The 22,044-nt window shown below is 47.1% G+C and carries 22 protein-coding genes, 1 tRNA gene and 1 riboswitch; of the genes, 11 read left to right on the forward strand and 12 right to left on the reverse strand.

Translation table 11 applies throughout. The features are described from left to right. Positions 1–3: 3 nt before the first annotated feature. A complete protein-coding gene (locus ACH59B_RS19385) occupies positions 4–1,125 on the reverse strand; it encodes a glycosyltransferase (protein WP_016818594.1) in 1,122 nt (373 codons plus the stop codon). 396 nt (positions 1,126–1,521) lie between these two features. On the opposite strand from ACH59B_RS19385, the gene ACH59B_RS19390 reads away from it, so the two are divergent. From ACH59B_RS19390 to thiE, 5 genes are all read left to right on the forward strand, one after another. Next, positions 1,522–3,243 carry an NAD-dependent malic enzyme gene (locus ACH59B_RS19390; protein ID WP_263561007.1) on the forward strand — a complete coding sequence of 574 codons (1,722 nt, stop codon included), beginning with the start codon at positions 1,522–1,524 and terminating at the stop codon, positions 3,241–3,243. A 69-nt stretch (positions 3,244–3,312) separates the two neighbouring features. Beyond that, a riboswitch (TPP riboswitch) is annotated at positions 3,313–3,415 on the forward strand. Between the two features lie 132 nt (positions 3,416–3,547). After that, positions 3,548–4,237 carry a thiaminase II gene (gene tenA / locus ACH59B_RS19395; protein WP_263560760.1) on the forward strand — a complete coding sequence of 230 codons (690 nt, stop codon included), beginning with the start codon at positions 3,548–3,550 and terminating at the stop codon, positions 4,235–4,237. A gap of 25 nt (positions 4,238–4,262) precedes the next feature. Further along, complete coding sequence (gene thiM, locus ACH59B_RS19400; RefSeq protein WP_044787377.1) at positions 4,263–5,108, forward strand: hydroxyethylthiazole kinase; 846 nt, start codon at positions 4,263–4,265, stop codon at positions 5,106–5,108. Next, complete coding sequence (gene thiD, locus ACH59B_RS19405; protein WP_031462102.1) at positions 5,105–5,935, forward strand: bifunctional hydroxymethylpyrimidine kinase/phosphomethylpyrimidine kinase; 831 nt, start codon at positions 5,105–5,107, stop codon at positions 5,933–5,935. Before thiM ends, thiD begins: the two co-directional genes overlap by 4 nt. Further along, positions 5,932–6,621 carry a thiamine phosphate synthase gene (gene thiE / locus ACH59B_RS19410; RefSeq protein WP_193191206.1) on the forward strand — a complete coding sequence of 230 codons (690 nt, stop codon included), beginning with the start codon at positions 5,932–5,934 and terminating at the stop codon, positions 6,619–6,621. Before thiD ends, thiE begins: the two co-directional genes overlap by 4 nt. A gap of 414 nt (positions 6,622–7,035) precedes the next feature. On the opposite strand, the gene ACH59B_RS19415 is transcribed toward thiE, so the two are convergent. Continuing rightward, positions 7,036–7,377, reverse strand: coding sequence for a helix-turn-helix domain-containing protein (locus tag ACH59B_RS19415; RefSeq protein WP_193191184.1), 342 nt, complete (start codon positions 7,375–7,377; stop codon positions 7,036–7,038). 105 nt (positions 7,378–7,482) lie between these two features. Between ACH59B_RS19415 and ACH59B_RS19420 the strand changes: the two genes are divergently transcribed. Further along, positions 7,483–8,394 (forward strand): arginase family protein, encoded by a 912-nt coding sequence (locus ACH59B_RS19420; RefSeq protein ID WP_193191182.1) that lies wholly within the window; start codon positions 7,483–7,485, stop codon positions 8,392–8,394. Positions 8,395–8,585: 191 nt separating this feature from the next. Here ACH59B_RS19420 and ACH59B_RS19425 read toward each other — a convergent pair whose 3' ends face one another. Next, positions 8,586–9,554, reverse strand: a complete 969-nt coding sequence (locus ACH59B_RS19425; protein ID WP_102998252.1) for a LacI family DNA-binding transcriptional regulator — start codon at positions 9,552–9,554, stop codon at positions 8,586–8,588. 187 nt (positions 9,555–9,741) lie between these two features. Between ACH59B_RS19425 and ACH59B_RS19430 the strand changes: the two genes are divergently transcribed. Beyond that, a complete protein-coding gene (locus ACH59B_RS19430; RefSeq protein ID WP_263560761.1) occupies positions 9,742–11,085 on the forward strand; it encodes a 6-phospho-beta-glucosidase in 1,344 nt (447 codons plus the stop codon). A gap of 217 nt (positions 11,086–11,302) precedes the next feature. Here ACH59B_RS19430 and ACH59B_RS19435 read toward each other — a convergent pair. Further along, a tRNA-Arg gene (locus tag ACH59B_RS19435) sits at positions 11,303–11,376 on the reverse strand. Between the two features lie 175 nt (positions 11,377–11,551). Between ACH59B_RS19435 and ACH59B_RS19440 the strand changes: the two genes are divergently transcribed. Continuing rightward, the gene (locus tag ACH59B_RS19440) at positions 11,552–11,845 is read left to right on the forward strand and encodes a DUF4870 domain-containing protein (protein ID WP_016324668.1); all 294 of its coding nucleotides are present in this window, start codon (positions 11,552–11,554) and stop codon (positions 11,843–11,845) included. Between the two features lie 309 nt (positions 11,846–12,154). On the opposite strand, the gene ACH59B_RS19445 is transcribed toward ACH59B_RS19440, so the two are convergent. Further along, a complete protein-coding gene (locus ACH59B_RS19445; RefSeq protein ID WP_242211274.1) occupies positions 12,155–12,514 on the reverse strand; it encodes a hypothetical protein in 360 nt (119 codons plus the stop codon). Between the two features lie 163 nt (positions 12,515–12,677). On the opposite strand from ACH59B_RS19445, the gene asnB reads away from it, so the two are divergent. Beyond that, positions 12,678–14,522 (forward strand): asparagine synthase (glutamine-hydrolyzing), encoded by a 1,845-nt coding sequence (gene asnB, locus ACH59B_RS19450; RefSeq protein WP_016818534.1) that lies wholly within the window; start codon positions 12,678–12,680, stop codon positions 14,520–14,522. A 165-nt stretch (positions 14,523–14,687) separates the two neighbouring features. On the opposite strand, the gene ACH59B_RS19455 is transcribed toward asnB, so the two are convergent. The 3 genes from ACH59B_RS19455 to ACH59B_RS19465 all read right to left on the reverse strand — a co-directional run bounded on the left by ACH59B_RS19455 (position 14,688) and on the right by ACH59B_RS19465 (position 17,233). Continuing rightward, positions 14,688–15,320 carry an XTP/dITP diphosphatase gene (locus tag ACH59B_RS19455; protein WP_013372746.1) on the reverse strand — a complete coding sequence of 211 codons (633 nt, stop codon included), beginning with the start codon at positions 15,318–15,320 and terminating at the stop codon, positions 14,688–14,690. Beyond that, positions 15,320–16,081 carry a ribonuclease PH gene (gene rph, locus ACH59B_RS19460; protein WP_013372747.1) on the reverse strand — a complete coding sequence of 254 codons (762 nt, stop codon included), beginning with the start codon at positions 16,079–16,081 and terminating at the stop codon, positions 15,320–15,322. Before rph ends, ACH59B_RS19455 begins: the two co-directional genes overlap by 1 nt. A gap of 93 nt (positions 16,082–16,174) precedes the next feature. Beyond that, complete coding sequence (locus tag ACH59B_RS19465) at positions 16,175–17,233, reverse strand: GerMN domain-containing protein (RefSeq protein ID WP_016818532.1); 1,059 nt, start codon at positions 17,231–17,233, stop codon at positions 16,175–16,177. A gap of 153 nt (positions 17,234–17,386) precedes the next feature. Between ACH59B_RS19465 and ACH59B_RS19470 the strand changes: the two genes are divergently transcribed. Next, a complete protein-coding gene (locus ACH59B_RS19470; RefSeq protein ID WP_016818531.1) occupies positions 17,387–17,944 on the forward strand; it encodes a phosphatidylglycerophosphatase A in 558 nt (185 codons plus the stop codon). A gap of 71 nt (positions 17,945–18,015) precedes the next feature. After that, positions 18,016–18,453, forward strand: coding sequence for a GNAT family N-acetyltransferase (locus tag ACH59B_RS19475; RefSeq protein ID WP_031462109.1), 438 nt, complete (start codon positions 18,016–18,018; stop codon positions 18,451–18,453). 150 nt (positions 18,454–18,603) lie between these two features. Here the strand turns inward: ACH59B_RS19475 and ACH59B_RS19480 are convergent, their stop codons facing one another. From ACH59B_RS19480 to ACH59B_RS19495, 4 genes are all read right to left on the reverse strand, one after another. Beyond that, complete coding sequence (locus ACH59B_RS19480; protein WP_025365685.1) at positions 18,604–19,389, reverse strand: SDR family oxidoreductase; 786 nt, start codon at positions 19,387–19,389, stop codon at positions 18,604–18,606. Between the two features lie 104 nt (positions 19,390–19,493). Continuing rightward, positions 19,494–20,132, reverse strand: coding sequence for a TetR/AcrR family transcriptional regulator (locus ACH59B_RS19485; protein WP_263560762.1), 639 nt, complete (start codon positions 20,130–20,132; stop codon positions 19,494–19,496). A 165-nt stretch (positions 20,133–20,297) separates the two neighbouring features. After that, positions 20,298–20,933, reverse strand: a complete 636-nt coding sequence (locus ACH59B_RS19490; protein WP_404302432.1) for an NAD(P)-dependent oxidoreductase — start codon at positions 20,931–20,933, stop codon at positions 20,298–20,300. A gap of 90 nt (positions 20,934–21,023) precedes the next feature. Beyond that, the gene (locus tag ACH59B_RS19495; RefSeq protein WP_016818526.1) at positions 21,024–22,034 is read right to left on the reverse strand and encodes an MBL fold metallo-hydrolase; all 1,011 of its coding nucleotides are present in this window, start codon (positions 22,032–22,034) and stop codon (positions 21,024–21,026) included. Between the last annotated feature and the right edge of the window lie 10 nt (positions 22,035–22,044).

The following is a 22,044-nucleotide window of genomic DNA, read 5'->3' on the forward strand; positions in this document are numbered from 1 at the left end:
TGGTTATCTCACCCGCCGATCCAGTCGCCAAATCTCAATGATAGAGCGCAAAAAACGAATGGAATCCTTCCAGACATGAATGTGCGAGCCATCTCGGTCAATACATTTGACGGGTAGTTGCAGCACACGGAGCTGAAGTCGCTTGGCAATGAACATCATCTCCAGATCCAGCGCTAGTCCGAGTTGTTCCTTCAAATGTGGAAACATCCGCTTCACGGCAACCGAGCTCATCACTTTAAGACCCGTCTGGGAATCTACTACACCGGTTGGTAAAAAGGGGCGAGAGACGACCCGTTTGCCAAAGCTGACGATAGATCGCAATAAAGAACGATTCTCGGCGGTCATATCTTTGGTTCCAATCACAACATCATAGTAGCCCTGTTGAACAACATTGATCATTCTGGCAATATCCTCAATAAAAAAGGAATCGTCCGCGTCCACAAATACGTAGTAATCCGCACCGATGGTCCGCATTCCTTCCAGATACGTCCCTGCCTTGCGCGTATTGCGTCCCAATTCCCTTGTTTGAAGCAGTGGACTCAAGTTCTGGTTAATCCGGTTTACGGACAAGTCCGTTGCTGCCTCCAGCGCTTTAATCAAGGCATTCGTGCCATCGTGGCTACCATCATCAATGAGATAAATCGAACCCTCTATAATATGGCTGCGGATAAAGGCTTGCAGTCGCTCAGCAAAGGTTTTGACATGAACAAAACGTTTCTCTTCGTTATACACAGACAAGATGAATGCAACATGTTGGCTTTTAGTCGAATACTCGGGATAGAGCAAGCTTTGTATTTCAGAAAGTATTTCTTCGGTATCATTGGCTTGCCAAAATAGCAGACGCAATCGGCCTACTCCGATAATCTGCACCATATGCTGATCACTGAACGGAAAGGTTACATCCGTCACCAATAGCAATGGCATTTGTGGAAATTGGCTACGGATCTGATTAGCTTTTCGCACGGCTTGCCCCGGCTCCCTATAATCTATCAGGCAGCAACTTGCGCCCTCGTAGACTGAAGCTTCCTCCGTGTCCTCGCACTGTATATATTGGTAAAAACAAATCACATTGGGATAATCAATAGCCCTGTTGTTATCGCTAAAAATGGCTATAGGTCCCTGCACACAAACCTCTCCTTTTCCTCCGAATAATTCTATTTTGTTGAAAAAGAATTAAAAATGTTTGCTTAGTAAGATTAAATTAATGTCCAAATACTTCATATTTTCTTAACATAATAGCTCACATCCCTTGATATATAAGCATTCAAGAGAAGAAAAACTAATTTTCATATTTGATAAAAACAGAGTACTTAGACCCGATTCATTAGGACTATTACTATACGAATTACAAGGTGTATCCGAAAACAAAAATAGTTCTATAGGATTAATAAAAAGACACACATATGGTCATTTTGTCATAGATTGATAGGCGAATAAAACCAATTTGTACGTCCATACTATGGACAACATGTCATTTTCATCATGAATAATTATCAAAATATAGGGAAAGAAGGTATTTTTATGGAAGCATTTCATGTCAATCGTGATGGGTCATTATCTACTCCCTTACGAGGAAAGGACGTCCTAGCAAACCCTCTTTTGAACAAAGGGGTGGCATTTACAGAAGAAGAACGCAAAGAACTGGGCTTGGAAGGAATTCTTCCTCCCACTGTCCTTTCATTGGAAAAACAGAGCGTTCGGGCATATCAGCAATTCCTGGCACAACCCACCATGCTGCGTAAAAATGCTTCACTTAACGACCTTCATAACCGGAATGTCGTGCTTTACTATCGGCTGCTAACCGACCATTTGAGTGAAATGCTGCCCGTAGTCTACACACCGACTGTAGGAACCGCCATTCAAGAATACAGCCATGAGTACAACCGTCCCGGGGGCGTATATTTATCGATAGATCATCCGAACGGTATCGGACAGGCGTTCTATAATTCCGGCTTGCGTAGTGAGGATGTTGACCTGATCGTGGTCACGGATTCAGAAAGTATTTTGGGAATTGGTGACTGGGGTGTCGGGGGAATTAACATTGCTATTGGCAAACTTGCTGTATATACAGCTGCGGCAGGTATTCATCCCGGGCGGGTGCTGCCCATTGTACTGGATGTGGGCACGAATAACGAGAAGCTGCTGAATGATCCGCTATACATCGGAAACCGTCATAAACGAATTCGCGGAGAAGCCTATCATCAATTTATTGATACCTTTATCAGCAAAACGTTAACACAATTCCCGAAGGCGCTTTTGCATTGGGAGGATGTGGGCAGCGTGAACGCACGCCACATTATAGGGAAATACGGTCAAAACATTCTCACCTTCAATGATGACATCCAGGGCACAGGAGCAGTCACATTAGCTGCGATTGTTTCGGCGGTAGGTGTCACCAAAACTCCGCTGCGTGAACAAAAAATACTTGTCTTTGGTCCAGGGGCAGCAGGAATCGGTAACGCCGACCAAATACGGAGCGCTATGATCGAGGACGGGCTTCCTGAAGAAGATTCATTCAGGTCGTTTTGGGCCTTTGATTATCGCGGATTATTAACGGACGATATGGAAGATGTACTCGATTATCAGAAACCATATGTGCGTAAAAAGGAAGAAATCAGCTCATGGGCCCAATCGGAAGACGGCAAAATACCGTTGTTGGAGATCATCCGTCAGGTAAAACCTACAATCTTAATTGGGACTTCCGGTGTAGCGGGTGCCTTTTCTGAAGAGATTATCAAGGAAATGGGAAAGCATGTGGAACGCCCGATCATTATGCCCATGTCCAATCCTACCAATCTGGCTGAAGCGGTACCCGAGGATTTGATACGATGGACTGATGGCAAAGCATTGATTGCTACGGGAAGTCCCTTTGAGCCCGTCACCTATAACGGTACGAAATTTGAAATTGGACAGGCGAACAATGCCTTTGTTTTCCCGGGACTGGGTCTGGGTACGATTGTGGTCAAGGCTAAAAGAATCACTCCTTCCATGTTTACCGCAGCAGCTGATGCCGTTGCCAACGCCGTAGATTCGAATGAACTTGGCGGCGCACTGCTGCCCCATATTCGAAAATTACGTGATGTTTCGTTTGCGGTTGCGGTTGCGGTAGCAAAGGCCGCAATTCAGGATCAGGTAGCTCAGGCACACCTTCCAGATATTGAGCAAGCCATTCGGGATGCAATGTGGAAACCGGAATATGTGAGGGTCAAAGCCGTGGAAAGTGTAATCCATCACCCTCACTAATCCTTCACTAGGCATAAGCAGTTTGACATAACATAGGAACAAATGTACAGTATTAGTCAAAAGAATAGGAAAGTCCACTAGGGGAGCCATTATGGCTGAGACAAGAATGAATCTTGGACCCTTTGAACCTGATCTAGTTCGTACTAGCGTAGGAAAGTGGAGCCTTCTATATAGGGTTTCAGGCGTTTTTGCGCATTGAACCTATGTTGAAGCCGCTCCAGTTTTCGGGGCGGCTTTTTGGCATTGTTCCGAGAATTGTATCTTACGGGACTTCTTGTTCTCCATTTTTGTTGGAGGTGGGGAAATGAGTTTTTCGCAAGAGCTCCGTCGACAGGCGGATGGCATTTTTCAAGCCATTTATGAGCATCCCTTTGTGAGAGGTATTGCTGAAGGAAATTTAACAAGGGAACAGCTGATTCACTATGTAAAACAAGACTTTGAATATTTGAACGCCTACATGCGGATTTACGGCATCGCGATCTCCAAAAGCACGAGCCGGGAGGATATGGCTGTATTTAACGAACAGATCTCTTTTATTCTCAACAGCGAGGTTCATCCGCATCAAAATTTTTGTGCTATCGCAGGTGTCACCTATGAAGAGATGCAGGGATATCCACTCGCTCCGTCCGCTCATCATTATATCCGCCATATGCTGACCGTCGCACATGAGGGTAGTCTTGGGGAAATCATGGCCGTGCTGCTACCATGTCCATGGACATATCTTGAAATTGGACGCAGGCTAATGGATGAGGTAAGACCAGACGAGTCTCATCCGTTCTATGAGTGGATTTGCTTCTATGGCAACCAAATTGAAGATGTAACCTTCAAATATCGAGAGCGTGTGGATGCTTGGGCGAAAGTCGCCACGGCTGCCGAGCGAGAGCGGATGATTGAGCATTTTATGCTAAGCTGCCAGCTGGAATATATGTTCTGGGATATGGCTTATAAGCAGGAACAATGGCCCGTCCAGATGCGCGCTACGGTCTTGGAATAATCAGTATAGATGAGAGAGGATAAACATGATGAATATATGGGAACAAAGTTATTCGGCGCTCCTGACAAAGGTACAAAACAGCAACCCCCTCGTTCATAATATAACCAATGTGGTGGTCACCAACTTTACAGCCAACGGCCTATATGCACTAGGGGCTTCCCCGGTGATGGCTTATGCACCCGAGGAAGTAGCAGATATGGCCAAAATAGCGGGCGCCGTCGTGTTAAATATCGGTACGCTAAACCGTGAGCTGGTGGATGCCATGATCCTTGCTGGACAATCGGCGAATGCTCACGGTGTTCCAGTTCTGTTAGATCCGGTCGGTGCAGGAGCGACTAGCTTTAGAACCGAGTCAGCACTACGAATTCTAAACGAGGTTAACATCTCACTAGTACGAGGCAATGCAGCCGAAGTCGCTCATCTGATCGGAGAAGCCCGAGAAATTAAAGGGGTAGATGCAGGCGACAGTGCTGACAGCAGTAATGTCGATCTGGCAGTTCGGGCTGCGCAAACGCTCCATACCATGGTTGTCATCACTGGAAAAGAGGACGTCATCACCGATGGAGTTGAAGTACGATTGATTAGTGGCGGAGACGCGCTGCTTACGAAGGTAACCGGAACAGGCTGCCTGCTGACCTCTGTGTTGGGTGCGTTTGCAGCAGTTGAACCCAACCTGCTGCTCGCAGGCACAGCAGGTTTGGCATTTTACGGTGCAGCAGCTTCTCGAGCCGCAGCGCATACCGCAAAGCTGGGGCCGGGCAGCTTCCAGATTGCCTTCCTCGACGAGCTTGCCAAACTACATACTGGTTCGCTGGAGGGGCATGTCACGATCCGTGAAGCTGGAACAACTACAGCAGGTGGTGCGCGATGAGAGACGTGCATGTACCGAGAGCGCTGACGATTGCCGGTTCAGACAGCGGCGGCGGCGCTGGAATTCAAGCCGATCTCAAAACCTTTCAGGAGCTTGGCGTATACGGCATGTCGGCTATTACAGCCATTACGGTACAAAATACCTTGGGAGTTCACGGTGTATATCCGTTGCCACAGGAAGCAACAGCGCAGCAAATCGAAGCTGTAGGATCAGATCTTGGAGTCGACGCCCTAAAGACTGGCATGCTATTTGATGCAGGCATCATCCGTCTTGTGGCCGAGCAGATCCGAAAGTTCGGCTGGGAAAAGGTTGTCGTCGATCCTGTAATGATTGCCAAAGGGGGCGCAAAGCTGCTGCAACCAGAAGCGGTGCAGGCATTGAACGACGACCTGCTCCCCTTGGCCCTGGTCGTCACACCAAATATCCCGGAAGCGGAGGCCTTAACCGGGATAAGCATTCGTACGATGGAAGGGCGCCGTGAAGCTGCGAGACATATTAGCAGCCGGGGTCCCAAATTCGTTGTGATCAAGGGCGGCCACGATGAGGAGAGCGAAAACAGCGGTCAGGTCATTGACCTGCTCTTTGACGGAACAGCCTTCACAGAGCTGGGCGGCAAGCGGGTGCGAACTGTCCACACACACGGAACAGGATGTACGTTCTCAGCAGCGATTACCGCTGAATTAGGGAAAGGCGTGTCTGTACCGGAAGCTATTTTGAATGGAAGAGCCTTCATTCAGGCGGCGATTGAAGATACGTTGTATCTGGGCCAGGGACACGGTCCAACCAATCATTGGGCCTACCGCCGTCGTCAGGAGATACTCCAATGAGCGGTCGAATATTACCTGAGATCATGCGCCGGCATTTACAGATGTATCTGGTTGTTGGAAGCGTGAACTGCCTCGCGGAACCAAATCGGGTCGTGCAGGAGGCTCTTGCTGGCGGCACGACCATGATCCAGTTCCGGGAAAAGGGCCGTAGCGCGTTAACAGGGGTTCCTATGTTTGAACTTGCGCGTCAGCTACAAGATCTGTGCCACCACGCTGGTATCCCCTTTATCGTCAATGACGATGTGGAGCTGGCTCTTGAGCTCAACGCCGACGGTGTTCACATCGGTCAGGACGATGAATCGGCTGATTCTGTGCGTACGCGGATCGGAAACCGAATCCTTGGCGTCTCCGCCCATACGATTGAGGAAGCTCGTCGAGCCATTCTGCAAGGTGCGGACTACCTCGGCGTCGGCCCCATCTATCCCACCATCTCAAAGGATGATGCTCATGCGGTGCAGGGTCCAGCCATTTTGCATGAGATGCGCAAAGCGGGAATTGATCTGCCCATCGTCGGGATCGGTGGCATTACGATAGACCGTGTGGAGGAAGTGGTAAGTGCGGGTGCCGATGGTGTAGCGGTGATTTCGGCTGTGACGCAGGCAAAACAGATTCGAACTGCTGCAGAGGAATTAAAGAAAAAGGTAGTGCTAAACATCAACCATCCGGGGATGTCCCAAAAGCTATAAAATGCTATGTCCCTTCCTTCACCCCATTATGTCACTTTTATTGTTTACGCAAGAGCCTCATTTCCACTAATAAAGTAGAAATGAGGCTCTGTGTTGTCATAAAATTAATCTTTTACAGCTTGATTTCTTGTGTTCTTTTTCTCAGCAATAAGTAATCCTAGCAAAATGTACCCCCTGTACAATATTCCCATGAGCAGAACAATACCAACGATTGAAACAAGAATAAGTATAATATTCGCTACAAATAAAATAATTGCCATAGTCAAAATATCACATCCCCCAAATGATACTGATTTTTAAGCGTTCCTATCCCCAGTGCACTTGAGCTCGTTGAATACCTGATTAACTATAAATATATGTCAATCGTCTTTTCTAATATTCGTATAGCATTCGAGAACAATTAGAAAACGATATTTAATTATATTGATTTTTGGTTCCCCACTCACATAACCCTTCCAAAACAGGTAATAGTGTTTCCGCTTTTTCTGTAAGACTGTACTCAACTTTAGGTGGAACTTGGGGATACTCTTTCCGATTCACCAGACCATCCGCTTCCAATTCTTTTAGCTGTGAACTCAATGTTTTATAAGTAATAGCTCCGATTTGTCTTTTCATATCATTAAAGCGAACCACTTGGTTTTCGGCCAGAAGATAAATAATAACCATTTTCCATTTACCACCAATAACTGACACTGTATAACCAAAAGGTGTATCTTGAATGTTTTTAACTTTACCTTTAAATTCAGCCATACTCATATTCACACTATCCTTTCGGGTAGTACCTATCAAATTAGTGCGTACTACGTTTTTATTTGCGTTCAGTTTATACTAACCGTAAATTGAAGTAAAGGAGAGAAAGAAATGACTAAAACAATACGCCTATTAATGCCGCAATGGCAAGGAGGAAACAATCCTAACTACTCTTTTGGAGCAGAACTGCTGGCTTGGCTAGCCCCAGACAATGATCAGCCCCTTATTCATGTTCCAGTTCAAGCTTATGATGGAACCCCGCTTGATAACGAGAACGGTATGAATGGGAGAAAACAGCTACTTGAACAATTAGAGGCTGCTCAACATATCATTGACGCTCATAAGCCAGATCGCATAGTAATGTTTGGTGGTGACTGCTTAGTCGAGCAAGCCCCGTTTGCCTATTTAAACGAACGATACGGCGGAGAATTAGGATTAATTTGGATTGATGCTCACAGTGATTTAGTTAGATATGTGGGCTATGATAACGGACATACATTACCGCTTGGAAATCTATTAGGAGAAGGAGATGAGGAGTTCGCAAAACATGTGAAATTACCTCTTAAACCTGAAAATGTCTTTATCGCTGGATTAGCAGCTCCTACAGAAGAAGAAACAAAAGCATTTTCAGAGACATTTCAAAGGTTAGGTGTTACCACTACAGAAACAGATACTGAAGTAATTCAAAGATTAGGGATTCGAACTGCTGGGACCCAAGAGTTAACGACCAGTACCGAATCAATAAAAGAGTGGATTAAAGAAAGCGGCATCAAGCACCTGGCGATTCACCTTGATTTAGATGTACTTGATCCAAAAGCATTTCGTTCTTTATTATTCGCCAACCCTGAAGCTCCCTATAATCTTTCTCCTGCGGGAACCATGCAAATACCTCAACTACTTCATCTGATTAAAGAACTATGTGAAGAAACCGATGTTGTTGGATTAGGTATAACGGAGCATATGCCATGGGATTCCATTAACTTAAAGAATATGCTTGGGGAAATACCTATTTTAAATAATTAATTCTACTTACGATCTGTGCATTTATTCTGACGTTAATTTCGTAATGGGAAATATGAGAGACCGATGAATTAGAGTACGTGCAAAGAAGGACTCCTCTGGAATTTATTCTATTATGGAGTCCTTTTTTATTTTTATTTACTAATTCCTGAATAGCACACCGATAACCACAGCGAAAAAGAATAACCAGGATATTAGGTGGTCGCTCGCTCTACTAACTTGAATTCCAAGGGATGTAATTCTTCATGAAGCCCCTCTAGGGCATTTCGAATCATAATGAATGCATTTTCCGCTTGCTTGTCAATCGGGTAATGAATGGTGGTTAAATCAAGCAAATGCGAAATTTCGGTGTTATCAAAGCCCACCACTGCAACATTACTCGGGATAGAAACACCGAGCCTACGTGCTTCGGTCAACAGCCCTGCAGCCAAATAATCGGTAGAACAAGCGAAGGCATCCGGCTTGTTGGATTGTTCGCCCCACCAGTGAGCAATTTGTTCACCCGCTTCTATTGAATTTAAGCCATAAAAATGCGAGAAAGCATCAGCGTTCAAATCATGTTTTTTGCAAAAATCATGATAAGCCCGTATGCGCTCCTTCGTATTCAATCCCCTCATATTCCCATATACATTCACAATGCTGCGATAGCCTCTGGCATACAGATGCTCCAGCGCAAGCATGTACCCCTGATACTGGTCCATAAATACAGACGGGATTGCCTCAATGTTTACACGCTGCCATGTCACAATTGGACCATATTTGGTGTAGTGCTCAATCACACTCCACTCATTGACGCGAATCATACAGACCAAGGCGTCCAGTTGCTTTCTCCGCAACATTTCCAGTGCTTCAAGCTCCCGCTCCTTCTCTCCATTCGTAATAAATAGTGCCATATTAAAACCATGCTCCTGGGCATAGGTTGTAAATCCACGCACAAATGAACCCAATGAATCATTAAAAGAAATTGAAATAATTCCTATGAGCTTGGTCATGCCCTTTTTTAATGAAACCGCATTCAAATTAGGTACATAATCCTGTCGGTCTATGACCTCCTGTACACGCTGCCTTGTCGGTTCACTTACGTACGGATGGTTATTAATGACACGAGACACCGTTGCCGAGGATACACCCGCCAGCTTTGCAATTTCATGAATATTTGCCACATTTCTCACCTCGTTCTTTCTATTTTAGCATGTTCGTGTTTAGCATGTTTCGTGGCTCCGCCCTATAATTGTCACCTTCCCCAAATAAGTTTTTTAAAAGCGCTTGACCTGTAATGCATTACAGGGATTACAGTGAATTTGAGCTTAAGAAAGCGGTTTTAAAAAACATACTCAGGAGGCACTAACCATGAAAAAAGGCATAAAGATCGCAACTATTGGCGGAGGCTCCAGCTATACACCAGAATTAGTAGAAGGTTTTATCAAACGTTATGCAGAGCTTCCCATCCGGGAATTATGGCTGGTAGATATTGAAGCAGGACGCGAGAAACTGGAGATCGTAGGGGCCATGGCCCAACGGATGGTGAAAGCCGCCGGCATTGATTGTGAAGTACATTTGACACTGGATCGTCGGGAAGCCTTGAAGGATGCCGATTTTGTAACGACCCAATTTCGGGTAGGCTTATTGGAAGCCCGGATTAAAGATGAAAGTATTCCTTTGAAACACGGTATGATCGGTCAGGAAACCAATGGGGCTGGTGGGATGTTCAAAGCTTTTCGTACCATACCCGTTATCCTCAGTATCGTAGAAGATATGAAAGAACTGTGTCCGAATGCATGGTTGATTAACTTCACCAACCCTGCGGGCATGGTCACCGAAGCAGTGCTTCGTTATGGTCAGTGGGATAAAGTCATCGGATTATGTAATGTTCCAATCGGCGCGATCAAGAGTGCATCGGCTGTGCTGGACAAACCGGAAGAAGAGCTGTTCTTTAAATTTGCAGGAATTAACCACCTTCATTGGCACAAAGTTTATGATAAAACTGGAGAAGAATTAACAGAACAAGTTATCGAAGGACTGTATGCTCCTGGCGCAAAACCGGAGAAGGTCGTTGAAAATATTAAGAACATGCGCTTCCTGTATGATCAGGTTCGTCAATTGAAAATGCTGCCTTGTCCTTACCATCGGTATTACTATATGACCGATAACATGCTCAAGGAAGAATTAGAGGAGGCCAAAAACGAAGGAACTCGGGGCCAAGTCGTCAAACGTCTGGAAGAAAGTCTGTTTGAATTGTACAAAGATCCGAATCTGGATTACAAACCAGAGGAATTATCCAAACGCGGCGGTGCGCATTACAGCGATGCTGCCTGTGAAATCATCAACTCTATTTATAACAACAAAGGCGCATTGATGGTGGTTAGTACGCGTAACAATGGTGCGATTGATGATGTCCCTTATGGTAGCGCCATCGAAGTAACCAGTGTCATTCGCGCGCATGGTGCGGAGCCCGTTAACTTCGGAAAATTCCCGCCAGCACAACGGGGACTGCTGCAAGTCATGAAGGCGATGGAAGAGCTGACCATTGAAGCGGCGGTCACTGGTGACTATGCGACAGCACTGCAAGCCTTCACCCTGAATCCGCTCGTTCCAAGCGGCGATATCGCCCAAACTGTGCTGGATGAATTGCTGGAAGCACACAAAGAGCATCTGCCGCAATTTTTTGCTCATAAAGAGAAGGCGACAGTATAAAGCCAGAATCAATGATACTGCCGGAACACAAAAAAACTTCCTAATATTGAATTAGGAAGTTTTTGCTATACGTCCCAGGAGGGATACTCTCCCTACGGTCGAGACTGCGAAGTTTATGCTAACGATGCTTAGCTCCGACGTCCCCCCAAGGGGTTCTCATCCCACACTGGAACACAAAAAAAACTTCCCAATATTGAATTAGGAAGTTTTTGCTATACGTCCCAGGAGGGATTCGAACCCCCGACCGACGGCTTAGAAGGCCGTTGCTCTATCCAGCTGAGCTACTGGGACAAAATGATAATCCATAAAACCTTATGTATTCAGTGCATTAATGATTATATCACATTTTGGGCAACTGTCAAAAGCATTTTTTCATTATACAGGAAAGCAGGCTGCAAAAGGAATCATTTGGACGCTAACGGGGTATTATGTACAAAGAACGATGCCAAAAAGGAGGGATTAATCCGTGAGAGGCCTTTTGTCTTCACTTTGTTATTTTAGCATTTTTTTCGCACCTTTTCTGGTGCCGGTCATTGTGTGGATTGCAGTCCGGGACGAATATGTTCAGGGACACGCGAAAAAAGCCATTTTATCGCACATTTTCCCCATTATTGCGGCGATTCCGCTAGTTTATTTTATTATCACTGCCAATCATGCAGGTTCGGTTATCGGGTTTGTACTGCTATTCGTAGTGGTCTATCTCGGCGTTTTTGTCTATAACATCTACAAAGGGATCATGACGCTGCGTGAAGCGGCCTAATTCAAAAGAAGCCTCTCGCATTCGCAATTTTGACGAATACAGAGGCTTCTTCAGGGTCATTTATAAATGAGCGTTTCTCAGTTTATGACTGTTTATTTATTACCGAAGCGTCTAGGACTTCTTCGCACCTCATGTCTTACATTTTTCTCCATCACTTCTTCCGCGAACTCATTGTTATGAATATAACTGCTGCCTTTGTTTTTCTTATACTTCGCTTTGCCGTCTATGATTTCCCCCTCCTTTCACGCTGATCTGGCGATGGCGCCGGTGTCCAAATTAACAAAAGCCGAGGTAGTGCACACCATATCCTCATGCCCCGAACTCCTTGGCAAACTCTGTACTAAGCTGCCCATAGGAGAGCAATTCCCTTTTGAACTTTTCCCTTTCCTCACCAGCGGTAATGTGCGTAGAGTCCGTAAAAGCCTTGTCGGTCACTTCTTCAAATGCCGAATGCAGATTATTGTCATACCAATCCAGCTCCAGATCGGCATCATTGCGGATGATCCTTACCATGTCATAGTCAGGCTGACCATCCTTCTGATTCGAGGCTGTGATATAAACCAGCAGTTCCGGGTCATCTGCGGCACCGGGACGCACTTCTACCTCAGCGCAGCGCACTCCGTCAAGTTCAGTGAAGCGGCGTATTTTGGCATCCTTGATGTAGTACATTGTCTCCCTCCTTCCTCACGTGTAGGCGGGTTGCCCCATCTGTAGTTTTCGGAACGGACAGACATTTTATGCTTCTTTTCGGCATATATACTGATGAACTGGGGATTTAGTTTTTGATTCATTCCAACACTGGATGAACACGACAAAGAGAGGATGAATATACATGTGCGGAATTACAGGTTTCATACAGTGGAACGGAGATTTAATGCACCAATCTGAGCTGCTGCTGAATATGACGCAAACGCTCTCCGATCGCGGACCGGATGCTGCGGGTACCTGGATATCCAATCCGTGTGCCTTCGGACACCGAAGACTAAGCGTAATGGACCCGGAAAACGGCGCTCAGCCCATGATCCGGCAGCTTGAGGATATCACTTATACGATTGTATATAACGGGGAAATATATAACGCGCCTGAGCTGAAAAAAGAGCTGCAACAACGTGGGCATTTTTTCCGTACACAATGCGACACAGAGGTACTGCTCGAATCTTATATCGAATGGGGCCCGGATTGTGTAGATCGGTTGAACGGCATTTTTGCGTTTGCGGTCTGGGATAGTGAGCGGGAGCAGGTATTTCTGGCACGAGATCGACTGGGAGTGAAGCCGCTATTTTATAGCCAAACTGAAGATGTATTTGTATTTGGCTCCGAACCCAAAGCCCTACTCCAGCATCCAGCGGTAGAGGCGGCAGTAGACGCCGAGGGCTTGGCAGAAATTTTTATCATTGGGCCTGCACGCACCCCCGGACACGGCGTCTATTCGTCGATGAAGGAGCTGCGTCCCGGGCATACCCTCACCTACAGCCGCGACGGCGTACGCATTCAAGCCTATTGGAAGCTGGAAAGCATTGCGCATGAGGATAACACCGAAGAAACGGCACTTAAGGTACGAGAGCTGTTAATGGATACCGTTGAACGGCAGCTTATCTCGGATGTACCGGTATGTACCTTATTATCTGGTGGGCTGGATTCAAGTGCTCTGTCCGCATTAGCAGTTGATTATTACAAACGTACCGGGCAGGGACAAGTTCATACGTATTCGGTCGATTATGTGGACAACGACAAGCATTTTAAAGCCCATGCGTTCCAGCCCGGAGCCGATGCTCCCTGGATACAGCGGATGGTCGATGAATTAGGGACAAATCATCACTGGATTGAATTCGATACACCTGAAGTTGTAGCCGCTCTGAACAACTCCACGCTAACGCGGGATTTACCCGGCATGGCGGACGTGGATTCGTCACTGTATCTCTTTTGCCGGGAGATTAAAAAGGGCGCTACCGTTGCCATTTCTGGTGAAGCAGCGGATGAAGTGTTTGGCGGATATCCATGGTTCCATCGGGAGGATATGCTGAACTCAGGCACATTCCCGTGGGCGGTTGCTCCCGATATGAGAGCGAGTCTGCTATCCCCTGAAGTGCGGGACTGGATCAAGCCGCTGGAGTATTTGAACGACCGTTACTCAGAAGCAGTCGGAGAAGTACCAAAGCTACCGGGGGAAACAGGAAAAGCTGCGCAAATGCGCGTCATGTCCTATTTGAACATCACCCGCTTTATGCCTACCCTGCTGGATCGCAAGGATCGGATGAGTATGGGGGTCGGACTCGAAGTACGGGTGCCGTATTGCGATCATCGGTTGGTGCAATATGTATGGAACATTCCGTGGAGCATTAAGATGACAGGCGGACGTGAAAAAGGTATTTTGCGCAAGGCGCTGGAGGGCGTATTGCCGGATGATGTGCTATATCGCAAAAAAAGCCCGTATCCTAAAACGCATAATCCCTCCTATCTTGCCGCTGTGAAAAAGCAGGCGCTGCAACTGCTGGATGATTCCTCTTCCCCACTGCTCAAGCTGATCGATACGAAAAAGATACGGGATATTGCCGCCTCACCGGAGGCATCCACCAATCTGCCTTGGTTTGGCCAGCTAATGTCGGGTCCGCAGTTGTTTGCTTACTTGACCCAAGTGGATAACTGGCTACGCACTTACAAGGTGGCTATTCGATAAAATGTGCTAACTGCTTAAGCCGTAAACTACGAGATGGTAACCGCCTGTTTTTCTCAATGCATGCTATACGTGGAACAGAAAATACCAAAAAGGCTATCCGCGCCTATGACTGACGGATAGCCTTTTTTTCGTATATGACAGGTATATATTCAACCTGCTGCCAAACTATGCCTGTGGATTTCCCAGCTTAGTTGCCAAATTACGCAGGGCTATGCCTCGATGACTGATAGCCTGCTTTTGTTCCAACGTCAGCTCCGCCATTGTCTTTTCAAACTCTGGCAAATAGAACAGCGGATCATACCCAAACCCACCGCTGCCTGCGGTTTCAGTCGTAATCCAGCCTTCCACGGAGCCCGTCGATTCCAACGTCTCCCCAGTCTGTGGATTATACAGAATCAAGGTACAGACGAATTGAGCCGGGCTTAGCAAAGGCTGTCCGGTATCATCACCAAGCTGCTTTGATTCCAGAACATCAAGCAGCTTGATATTGTTTTCGTGATCGCTGGCGCCTTCCCCCGCATAACGGGCCGAATATACGCCTGGCGCACCATCCAGCAAATCCACGCACAGGCCGGAATCATCGGCCAGCACAGGCAATCCGAGCACATCTCCCACCGCTTTGGCTTTTTTCAGCGCATTTTCGGCAAAGGTTGTGCCATCCTCAACGACATCAGGAATGTCTGGATAATCGTACATACTTCTGACTTCCTTGCCAAACGGCGCAAAAGCATGTGCAAATTCCCGCACTTTCCCTTTATTCTTCGTAGCGACAATGACAACCGGACCATCCAGTCGCATTAGGCCCCAGCTCCTGTACGTCCAGCACCGATCTTATCGGCAATCGGTCCGAGTACTTCTTTTTGGCGCTCGATCATTTGCAAAATCCCTTGTTCACCCAAGCTAAGCAGCTGATCCAATTCCTGACGGTCGAATGGGCTTTCTTCCCCCGTACCTTGCAGCTCGACGTATTTTCCACTGCCAGTCATGACGAGATTCATGTCCACCTTAGCCTTGGAATCCTCTTCATAATTCAGATCCAGCAGCGCCTTGTCACCAACAACCCCTACGCTGACGGAAGCCAGGAAATCCGTAATAGGGAAAACAGGCAACTTGTGCTGGATTGCAATTTTATTTACTGCAATCGCCAACGCTACGAAAGAACCGGTAATGGAGGTTGTACGTGTCCCACCGTCCGCCTGAATGACGTCACAGTCCAACGTAATCGTCCGTTCACCAAGCGCCTGCAAATTGACAACCGAACGCAACGCTCTTCCGATCAGACGCTGAATTTCCATAGTACGGCCTGTCAGCTTGCCGCGCGCAGCTTCACGCTGATTGCGGCTATGTGTCGCCCGCGGAAGCATGGAATATTCGGCGGTCACCCAGCCTTTTCCTTGGCCCTTCATAAAGGGAGGAACGCGCTCTTCCACTGTAGCCGTACAGATGACTTTCGTCTCGCCAACCTCTATAAAAACAGAGCCCTCCGCGTATTTATTTACTCCTGCTGTCAATTTCATCGGGCGCAGCTCATCACCGTTTCGTCCGTTAGATCTACTCATGCTTTTTCCTCCTACGTCGTATGCAACCTGTTCTTATATGTTTATTTTACCAAAGTGTGCAGGCAAAAGCACCCCAATGACGATTCCCTGTCCTTAAAGAGGAATTTCGTTAATGTGCTGCGGCTTGGCTACAGGCTCTCCATAATTTTGATTATTTTGTCCAATCACGCTTTTCTCACCATTCAGTTCAATGCGAATCTTCGTTTTGACCGCATCATCCGAATTGTCCGCTGCTGTCAGTACGACCGATTCCAAAAATTCAGCAGGTACGGCCTCCCCTTTGGCAAACATATCATCCGAGAGTGATACCGTAATGACGTTATCTTTGGAGCGTTCTACCGATTTCAGCGCCGTCTCCCCTGTCATCACTTCCTGCAATCCATCCTTGGTCTGTGGACCTTGAATTAATTGATGTAGAGCGGACTGGACACGATCTTTTTCCGGACTGACCAGTCGTGTTACAGGTACATAATATTGTACTCCAGCAGGCGAAGATGAAGAGAAATATACGGTGACTGGACTGGAATCCAGAGGGGTCACACCATGACCGACCTCCAAATTAATCCCTACTGCGCGCGTGAGCGGATGGTCCAGTGGTGTGCCGCCAACAGGCATTTCGTTCAGCTTTTTACCATCCACCCAAATCTGCACGCTTTTAATATCGGGACGGTCGGTCAAGGTCCAAGTCAAGCTTTCCATTAATTTGCGTTCTTCCTGTGGCTTATAGTTGGCGAAAGATTTGTTAAATTCGACAACAGCCAGCTTGTTATCCTTGTCCACTGTCACACTTTTCACTTCTGTACCCTGAGGCAGTACACCTTTAAATCCTTCTGGTAATAAGCCGGCATAAGGCCCGCCCTCAACCAGTGTTTCCAGCGCCGACTTGGCATCTGCCTGTACATCGCCTGAAGCAATCGGTAAAGATACAGGGGCCAGCAAACCATTATGATCTTGCAAAAAAACAGCCCTCAACTGCCCGGTAGTGGCAGGTGCTTTTCCGGTTACAGCCTTAATCATGGACTGCTCTGTCGTGGACGGCGGAGGGTCGATGGACGCGGCTTCGTTGCCGAAAAGGCTGCATCCGGACAACAACAGGGGCAGGGATAGCAGCCCGGCTACAGAGGTCATACGCCATGGGTGTTTTATGTTCATAAATGAAGTTCCTCCCTAACAATTTTGTACAGATTGTACTAATATGTATACGAGCCCCGCGTAAAAAATAACTACTTTTTTAGCAGACTGGACACACTGGTCATAATTGCAGTAGAAAATTAGGATCTACACGAGGAGGGTAACTTCAACTTTATGGACAAGAAAAAAGTACCTTACAGCCTGAATAGTAAAAAGGTAGCCGATGCCACCCGTGAGTGGCTGCACAAGCGTGGTGTAAGTATGACTGAAATCGCAGAACTGGTTATGCTTCTACAGAAAAAATATTACCCGAACCTAACGATGGAAGAATGTATGGACAATGTGGACAAGGTGTTAATGAAGCGCGAGGTTCAAAATGCCGTGCTTACGGGCATCCAGCTAGATATTCTCGCGGAACAGGGGGCTCTTCTTCCCCCATTGCAGGATATGATTGAGAATGATGAGGGATTATACGGAGTGGATGAAATTCTAGCCTTTTCCATCGTCAATGTGTACGGCAGTATTGGATTTACCAATTACGGTTATGTCGATAAGCTCAAACCGGGTGTGCTGGAACGCCTGAACGATAAAAGCCTTGGGCCGATTCATACGTTTCTGGACGACATTGTGGGTGCGATTGCAGCCTCGGCCAGCAGTCGTATCGCCCATCGCAAGCAGGCAGAGCGCGAGCAGGAGCTTGGAGAAGAAAGCGCACCGAATACAACACGGTAACAATGACATGCCAGTTGCAAACAATGCGTTGGATTACAATAGATATATACAGGGTAAGAGGAGAACTAGACATGGCAGACGTAATTGCAGGATATACATTCCGTACGATGCAGGCTGATGATTACGATCAGGCCATTGAGCTGTGGAATGGCTTAGACGGATTGGGATTAAGTGAGGCCGATTCACCGGAGCGGATTGCACGATTTTTGCAGCGGAATGAAGGACTTAGCTTTGTCTGTGAGTACGCTGGAAACATCATAGGCACGATTTTAGCAGGCCATGATAGTCGCAGAGGGTTTCTGTATCATCTGGGTGTAGCCACAGAACATCGTGGTCATGGGATTGCGCCCAGACTGGTGGATAAAGCGTTATCTGCTTTGCTTAAAGAAGGTATTGATAAATGCCATCTGTTTGTGATGGAGCATAACATAGGAGGTCAACGCTTCTGGTCAGCTAACGGCTGGGAGAAGCGAGATGGGATTTTATTATATTCGCGAGATCTGGGATAGCATCTGAACGCTTGATCTATGTAAATTAGGAACGCCGGGGCTGCTGATTCTATTGAATTAGAAGCAATCAGACCCGGCATATAAGAAATCTCAGCTTATTGAGCGGTAATCCTGATTAAAGTATAGGCTATCTTGATTCTTAAATTGCAATCAATTTTGAGGTCGTAGTGTACGTTCCACAATGTTAAGTGTGGATTGACGAGAGAAAAATCGGGATACTTGGGCTACCCAATAGTTTTGTCGACCCGATATCATATGACTGCGCCCTTTTTCAAATGCTTTCAAGGCATTATTGACGACAGTCTGGGGTGTTTCTCTGGAACCTACAGAGGCTTCACTGGAGCCTACCACATCAAAAAATGAGGTTTCGGTTGCACCTGGACAGAGGGCGAGCACTTTGAGTCCTCGTTTTCGATTTTCGGCCCACAGCGCCTCGCTAAACGAAAGTACAAATGCTTTGGTTGCTCCATATACGGCCATATAGGGATCAGGCTGAAATGCAGCGGTGGATGAAACATTGATGAGTCCCCCATCCCGGTTACGCAACAAATCAGGCATAAATGCATGTGTGATATCGACTAAAGCAGCCACATTGAGCATCACTTCCTCATGCTGTCTTTCTCCTGAAACCTGCTCAAAGTACCCGTAGGTGGCAAAACCGGCGTTGTTGATCAGAAGATCTACCTTGAGTTGTTGATTTTGAACCTCCTGATGCAATGTTTGGGGAGCTCCCGATGAGGATAGATCGAGCGCAATCACCGTAGCTTTTACGTTATATTTAGCGGAGAGTTCTTTCGCCAGTGCTTTTAGTTTTTTTTCATTGCGCGCTACCAAAATGAGATTACATTGCTTAGCCGCGAGCGAATAGGCAAATGCCTCACCAATCCCGGATGAAGCCCCTGTGATGAGTGCTGTTTTGTTTGCATACCTAAACATGATGATGACCTCCATAGTATCGTCGTTTTATTTAAGAAACACTGTTACCACTACTCTATAATGAACTGAAGCCATCACGATGACGACCTCAGTACACTTCATATTTACGCTGGAGATGAAGAGGGTTTACATACATCGAGCGTATTCTTCAGTGTAAATGCATACACCTCTTGGGCCATGTCCACAGTCAAAAAATGACCTGCAAATTGTAGATGTATCACCCCGTGTAAAGCTGACCACAGCATTCGGACAACCAGCAGTGGGTCCTGTTCTTTCAGTGCTCCCTGCTCCATAGCATGTATGACGGTTTGTAAGATTCGCGATAATGCCGTTGTGGTACCCTCCAAGCTCTGTTCATCCGGCTTAAAATCAGATAATGCCCCGCCAAACATCATTTTGTAATAGGCTGAATGAAGCCGCGCAAATTCCCAATATGCCCAGCATAAAGCTTCCAGATCAGCGAGTACGTTTTTCGTAACAGGTACTTGTTCAAAGGTTTCAGCCAATAGCCGGCATCCATCCAGATACATCTCATTGGCAAGACCGTCCTTACTGCCAAAAATACTGTAAATGATCTTGGTGGAACAGCTTAATTTCTGTGCAACTCGCCGTACAGTCACTGCCTCAGGCCCTTCTTCTGCAAGAAGGATGCATGCCGCATCAATCACATTTTTACGGAGCAATTGCTGCTGCTGTAGCTTCACCTCAGAATAGGTTTTATAAGGTTGCGATGGCTCAGACATCGTTCAATGCACTTCCTTTGCTTATCTCAGAAACGTCGTTTCCTTCGTGAACCATAGTATTCCATTCCTAAATGTTTGTCAAATAAAAAAGAGCACAACATAAGTAGACACACTTACTGCGCTCTGGTTGGATGTTAAAAATGAAGCTATGTTTTGCGTCCACGATCAATAGGCAATGCCCACCCTTGTGCGGATAAAATCGCAACTTGTCCATTGACGATAGGTAAAATCAGCTGTATCCGCAGTGGAAATTTGTGAGCCGTCTTCAGGCAGAAAATCTTTTTCCACGCGATATACACCTGTACGTCCGCCATCTGGCAAATAGGTTGGACATACGACTGTCCAATCTAGTGCCGATTCACGCAGCAATTCGTACACTCGCCGATGCTCCTCGGCCGCGCGGGTGCTGCGTCGCCGGGTATCGGAGGACTCGTACCGATACAGGCTCGGTTCGGTCCGGCTTTGCAAAATCCCTGCCGTTCCTACTGTTATGAGCCGGTGAATGGACTGCTCCTGCATCAGCCGGATCAGCAGACCTGCACTAACGGATAAGGTGGTGGTTCCATCTGTATTCAGCGCACTGATCACAACTGTTGGCCCGCCTTTCAGCGCTTGTGCTACGTCCTCCGCGTTGGTGGCATTACCTTGTACAATTTTCAGCTGTGTCCCGTATTGGGATGCGAAATTCTCCAACTTGTCCGGTGAACGAACTAGGACGGTTACGGTATGACCATCCGCTAACGCATATTCTAATATAAAACGGCCCACACGTCCGGTAGCTCCCAGCAGCAGCAAATTCATAAAAGCCTCTTCCCCGGCATACATGCCGTTCATGTTGTTCTGTCATGTTGCATTGTCATATCACTATACTCGCTCGTTAACTCCACGCCATTATTGATAGCAAAGAGGATAAAAGCGAGTGATGGGACTCGTCTCGCTCATAGAGGCTCGTTCACGGCGCACCAGCTCCACCAGGTGGGCCAGTGTCTCAGACATGGCAAACCTTAGCTGGTGAATCCCCAGCTTGTCGCCGAACACGGCAATGCACAGCTCATAAGCTGTGCTGCCTTCCGGTTGGACGAGCTGCAAGAATTTGTCCAGCCGTTCTTCATGATGCGCCAGCAATGCTTGCGTCCGTTCGCGAAAATATCCAAACGGATTGCGATGCCCGGGATATGTCCATGCCACCTCTAGCTCACCTAGGCACTGCAAGCCATCTATATAAGACTTCAGCGGCTGGGCGTCACTGCCCGGCAGCAGGCTGATATTAGGGGAAATCTGCGGCAGCACTGCGTCACCGCACAGAATAACGCCGCTATTCGGCTCATATAAGGACACATGTCCAGGCGCATGCCCTCCAGTCTCTACGGGCATCCAGCTGCGTCCGTCTAATTCCAGACGAGCGTCTATTCCGGTAGGAATGAAGGTAATCTCAGGCTGCGGATTCACTTGCAAATAAGCCTGCCGCATATGTAATTCCAAGGCTGATACCTTTTCCAAAGGAAAGCCATGCTGGACAAAAAAGCTGGGCAGCCTTTTCTCCATAGCGGTCGTCGATTCTGGAGCGTCCCACATCATCCTCGCTTCCTGATGGCTGCGAGCTGACATATGTACGCGAGCCTGACCTTGCTGCTGCATCCACCCCGCCAGTCCATAATGATCGGGGTGATGATGAGTCACCACAATGTCTGAAATATCCTCAAAGGACATTCCCAGCTGTTGGAAGACATATGCCCATTCCGCCTCTGTATCCAGATTGCGCGGACCTGGGTCTACAATTGTAAAACCGTGCTGTCCCTTGAGCACATAGCTATTCACCCAGCGCAGCGGAAAGGACATGGATATTTTGACCTGAAAGCCTCCGTCTATTCGCTCACACGGCGTAAGCTCTGGCAATTTCATGGCTTCCCCT

Source organism: Paenibacillus sp. DP01, from assembly GCF_044784315.1.
Taxonomy (GTDB): domain Bacteria; phylum Bacillota; class Bacilli; order Paenibacillales; family Paenibacillaceae; genus Paenibacillus; species Paenibacillus polymyxa.